The organism is Kineococcus sp. TRM81007, from assembly GCF_022669155.1.
In the GTDB taxonomy this organism is placed as follows: domain Bacteria; phylum Actinomycetota; class Actinomycetes; order Actinomycetales; family Kineococcaceae; genus Kineococcus.
This window is the reverse complement of sequence record NZ_JALBVB010000056.1, coordinates 142839-148496: the sequence shown is the minus strand read 5'-3', so window position 1 is coordinate 148496 and position 5658 is coordinate 142839. Positions and strand designations below refer to the sequence as shown.

Here is a 5658-nt window from a genome sequence, read left to right as displayed (position 1 = left end):
CACTTCGTGCTCGTTCCTCGACCCAGGCACCACACCCACCACCACTGCTCGGTGGAGTCTGGTGTGCGCTGGTAACAAGTGATCGGCTTATTAGTACCGGTCAGCTCCACAACTCGTTAAGTCGTTGCTTCCACACCCGGCCTATCAACCCTGTCGTCTCCAGGGAGCCTCTCACCCCTTTTACGGGGCATGGAAACCTCATCTCGAAGCAGGCTTCCCGCTTAGATGCCTTCAGCGGTTATCCCTTCCGAACGTAGCCAACCAGCCATGCTCCTGGCGGAACAACTGGCACACCAGAGGTTCGTCCGTCCCGGTCCTCTCGTACTAGGGACAGCCCTTCTCAAGTTTCCTGCGCGCGCAGCGGATAGGGACCGAACTGTCTCACGACGTTCTAAACCCAGCTCGCGTACCGCTTTAATGGGCGAACAGCCCAACCCTTGGGACCTACTCCAGCCCCAGGATGCGACGAGCCGACATCGAGGTGCCAAACCATGCCGTCGATATGGACTCTTGGGCAAGATCAGCCTGTTATCCCCGGGGTACCTTTTATCCGTTGAGCGACCGCGATTCCACACTCCACGGCCGGATCACTAGTCCCGACTTTCGTCCCTGCTCGACATGTCTGTCTCACAGTCAAGCTCCCTTGTGCACTTGCACTCAACACCTGATTGCCAACCAGGCTGAGGGAACCTTTGGGCGCCTCCGTTACTCTTTAGGAGGCAACCGCCCCAGTTAAACTACCCACCAGGCACTGTCCCTGATCCGGATCACGGACCGAAGTTAGACATCCAGAACGACCAGAGTGGTATTTCAACGTTGACTCCACGACCACTAGCGTGACCGCTTCACCGTCTCCCACCTATCCTACACAAGCCGTTCCGAACACCAATACCAAGCTATAGTGAAGGTCCCGGGGTCTTTCCGTCCTGCTGCGCGTAACGAGCATCTTTACTCGTAGTGCAATTTCGCCGAGTTCGCGGTTGAGACAGCGGGGAAGTCGTTACGCCATTCGTGCAGGTCGGAACTTACCCGACAAGGAATTTCGCTACCTTAGGATGGTTATAGTTACCACCGCCGTTTACTGGCGCTTAAGTTCTCAGCGTCCTCCACACGAGGTGGAGTAACCGGTCCCCTTAACGTTCCAGCACCGGGCAGGCGTCAGTCCGTATACATCGTCTTACGACTTCGCACGGACCTGTGTTTTTAGTAAACAGTCGCTTCCCCCTGGTCTCTGCGGCCCTCAAACGCTAGCCGGCAAGCGGCTTCACGCCTCAGGCCCCCCTTCTCCCGAAGTTACGGGGGCATTTTGCCGAGTTCCTTAACCACGATTCACTCGATCGCCTCGGTATTCTCTACCTGACCACCTGAGTCGGTTTAGGGTACGGGCGGCTCGAACCTCGCGCCGAGGCTTTTCTAGACAGCATGGGATCACCCTGCTTCCCCCATACGGGGTCACCATCAGGTCTCAGGCCCGACATCAAAGTCAGAGGTGCGGATTTGCCTACACCTCGCCCTACACCCTTGGACGTGGACAACCATCGCCACGCGGAAGCTACCCTCCTGCGTCACCCCTGTTACTACGCTTGCCTACTACCGGATCGGGTCACACGCTCCACCAACCAGTACCCGAAGGCACCAGCGGCTTTGGGTGCTTAGCATCACCGGATTCAGCATGGGCGGTTCTACGCCGGTACGGGAATATCAACCCGTTGTCCATCGACTACGCCTGTCGGCCTCGCCTTAGGTCCCGACTTACCCAGGGCGGATGAACCTGGCCCTGGAACCCTTGGTCAATCGGCGGACGGGTTTCTCACCCGTCATTCGCTACTCATGCCTGCATTCTCACTCGTGTGCAGTCCACGACACGATCACTCGGCCGCTTCACCCCACACACGACGCTCCCCTACCCACCCACACACCTGCAGGAGAAGAACAACGCCCTCTCCTGAAGTTTCACGTGTGAGTGCCACAGCTTCGGCGGTGTGCTTGAGCCCCGCTACATTGTCGGCGCGGAATCACTTGACCAGTGAGCTATTACGCACTCTTTCAAGGGTGGCTGCTTCTAAGCCAACCTCCTGGTTGTCTGCGCAACTCCACATCCTTTCCCACTTAGCACACGCTTAGGGGCCTTAGCTGATGATCTGGGCTGTTTCCCTCTCGACTACGAAGCTTATCCCCCGCAGTCTCACTGCCACGCTCTCACTTACCGGCATTCGGAGTTTGGCTGACGTCAGTAACCCGGTGGGGCCCATCGGCCATCCAGTAGCTCTACCTCCAGCAAGAAACACGTGACGCTGCACCTAAATGCATTTCGGGGAGAACCAGCTATCACGGAGTTTGATTGGCCTTTCACCCCTACCCACAGCTCATCCCCCAGGTTTTCAACCCTGGTGGGTTCGGTCCTCCACGCGGTCTTACCCGCGCTTCAACCTGGCCATGGGTAGATCACTCCGCTTCGGGTCTAGAGCACGCGACTAAAAACGCCCTGTTCGGACTCGCTTTCGCTACGGCTTCCCCACCCGGGTTAACCTCGCCACGTACCACTAACTCGCAGGCTCATTCTTCAAAAGGCACGCCGTCACAGAAACGAGTCTGCTCCGACGGATTGTAGGCACACGGTTTCAGGTACTATTTCACTCCCCTCCCGGGGTGCTTTTCACCATTCCCTCACGGTACTTGTCCGCTATCGGTCATCAGGAAGTATTTAGGCTTACCAGGTGGTCCTGGCAGATTCACACGAGATTTCACGAGCCCCGTGCTACTCGGGAGATGCATCCAGACAGGCCGCAACATTTCGCCTACGGGGGTTTCACCCACTACGCCGGACCTTCCCAGATCCTTCGGCTATGCCACGACTTTCTCACTGCCCGAAGCGTCGGTAGCCGCTTCCAACACACTCCCACAACCCCGCACCCGCAACCCCTACCAGGTCTTCAACGGAAACGGTTTAGCCTCATCCGCGTTCGCTCGCCACTACTGACGGAATCACTGTTGTTTTCTCTTCCTGTGGGTACTGAGATGTTTCACTTCCCCACGTTCCCTCCACACACCCTATACATTCAGGTGCGGGTGACCGCCCATGACGACGGCCGGGTTTCCCCATTCGGACACCCTCGGATCAACATTCGGTTGCCAACTCCCCGAGGCTTATCGCAGGCTCCCACGTCCTTCATCGGCTCCTGATGCCAAGGCATCCACCATGCGCCCTTACACACTTGCCACCACCACACACCACACCCCACCCCCACAAACGGAAGGCGAAGACACACGGTGCACAGCAGCCCAAGCCAAAGAACCCAAACCACAAAGACACAGAAAAAAATCTACTCGACGAAGCACCACGACAAAGAAACACTCACGTACCGACCCGCCCACGCGCCACCAACACACGCACCACGACCCGGCACAAGATCACATTGTCATTGCAATGCTCGCGTCCACTGTGCAGTTCTCAAACAACAACCAGAACACCCATCCCGCAACGAAGCGCACCAGCACCGCACCCACAACCCCACACGAGCAGCTGCAAGCACGACCGATGTACACCCCAGGACAAGCCCTGACCAGAGAAGAACGAACCCCACCGCCCACCACCGGCACCAGAAGACGAATCCCCCAGCCGGCGACGAACGACGATGCCCGGTCCCTCAGGACCCAACAGTGCACCAAGCACCCACCCCGACACCCGATGGCGTTCCAGACCCTCAACGACCCCCCACCCAGAACCAACCAGGCAAGGAATCAGGCCGTACTGACCACCGCGAACGCGGTGAGCACCGTGTTGATGTTCCACCCTCGAGCACCGGCCACCAGACGTTCGCTGGCAGAAACCGGCTCCCCTCGAGCACACCCCGAACGACACGACGGCCGCCGGAGCATCACGCGCTCGAGCAGTTGCTCCTTAGAAAGGAGGTGATCCAGCCGCACCTTCCGGTACGGCTACCTTGTTACGACTTCGTCCCAATCGCCAGTCCCACCTTCGACAGCTCCCCCCCTTACGGGTTGGGCCACCGGCTTCGGGTGTTACCGACTTTCATGACGTGACGGGCGGTGTGTACAAGGCCCGGGAACGTATTCACCGCAGCGTTGCTGATCTGCGATTACTAGCGACTCCGACTTCACGGGGTCGAGTTGCAGACCCCGATCCGAACTGAGACCAGCTTTTTGGGATTCGCTCCACCTCACGGTATCGCAGCCCTCTGTACTGGCCATTGTAGCATGCGTGAAGCCCAAGACATAAGGGGCATGATGATTTGACGTCATCCCCACCTTCCTCCGAGTTGACCCCGGCAGTCTCCCATGAGTCCCCAACCGAATTGCTGGCAACATGGAACGAGGGTTGCGCTCGTTGCGGGACTTAACCCAACATCTCACGACACGAGCTGACGACAACCATGCACCACCTGTACACGGCCACCTAAATGACCCACCATCTCTGGCGGTACACCGTGCATGTCAAGCCTTGGTAAGGTTCTTCGCGTTGCATCGAATTAATCCGCATGCTCCGCCGCTTGTGCGGGCCCCCGTCAATTCCTTTGAGTTTTAGCCTTGCGGCCGTACTCCCCAGGCGGGGCGCTTAATGCGTTAGCTGCGGCACGGAACCCGTGGAATGGATCCCACACCTAGCGCCCAACGTTTACGGCATGGACTACCAGGGTATCTAATCCTGTTCGCTCCCCATGCTTTCGCTCCTCAGCGTCAGTAACTGCCCAGAGACCCGCCTTCGCCACCGGTGTTCCTCCTGATATCTGCGCATTTCACCGCTACACCAGGAATTCCAGTCTCCCCTACAGCACTCAAGTGTGCCCGTACCCACTGCAAGCTCAGAGTTGAGCCCTGAGTTTTCACAGCAGACGCGACACACCGCCTACGAGCTCTTTACGCCCAATAATTCCGGACAACGCTTGCACCCTACGTATTACCGCGGCTGCTGGCACGTAGTTAGCCGGTGCTTCTTCTGCAAGTACCGTCACCACACCAAGATGTGGCTTCTTCCCTGCTGAAAGAGGTTTACAACCCGAAGGCCGTCATCCCTCACGCGGCGTCGCTGCATCAGGCTTGCGCCCATTGTGCAATATTCCCCACTGCTGCCTCCCGTAGGAGTCTGGGCCGTGTCTCAGTCCCAGTGTGGCCGGTCGCCCTCTCAGGCCGGCTACCCGTCGTCGCCTTGGTGGGCCATCACCCCACCAACAAGCTGATAGGCCGCGAGCCCATCCCCAGCCGAAAAACTTTCCACCCACACACCATGCGGCGGTAGGTCGTATCCGGTATTAGCCACCGTTTCCAGTGGTTGTCCCAGAGCTGAGGGCAGGTTGCTCACGTGTTACTCACCCGTTCGCCACTGATCCACCCCGAAGGGCTTCACCGTTCGACTTGCATGTGTTAAGCACGCCGCCAGCGTTCGTCCTGAGCCAGGATCAAACTCTCCGTCGAAAAAACCATAGACAACCCCACCGGGAAAACCCGGCACAGCCATCAGGCAATCAACTTGCTTAGTTTGACCTCTGATCTCGAAACCCGCCCGCGCCCTGGCGAGGACACGAACGGGAACAACACCAAAGGAATCCCCAACACTCCCCACACGGGAAGTGCCACGGGGTTGATTGATTTGGCATCAACACTTGGCACACTGTTGAGTTCTCAAGAACCGGACGCACC

General features: G+C 58.2%; 2 rRNA genes. Both read right to left on the bottom strand.

Annotation, left to right across the window (positions count from 1 at the left end):
- Nucleotides 1-70 precede the first annotated feature (70 nt).
- Nucleotides 71-3221, bottom strand: a 23S ribosomal RNA gene (locus MN205_RS14865).
- Nucleotides 3222-3905: 684 nt separating this feature from the next.
- A 16S ribosomal RNA gene (locus MN205_RS14860) occupies nucleotides 3906-5433 on the bottom strand.
- Together the 16S and 23S rRNA genes form the textbook arrangement of a ribosomal RNA operon.
- Between the last annotated feature and the right edge of the window lie 225 nt (nucleotides 5434-5658).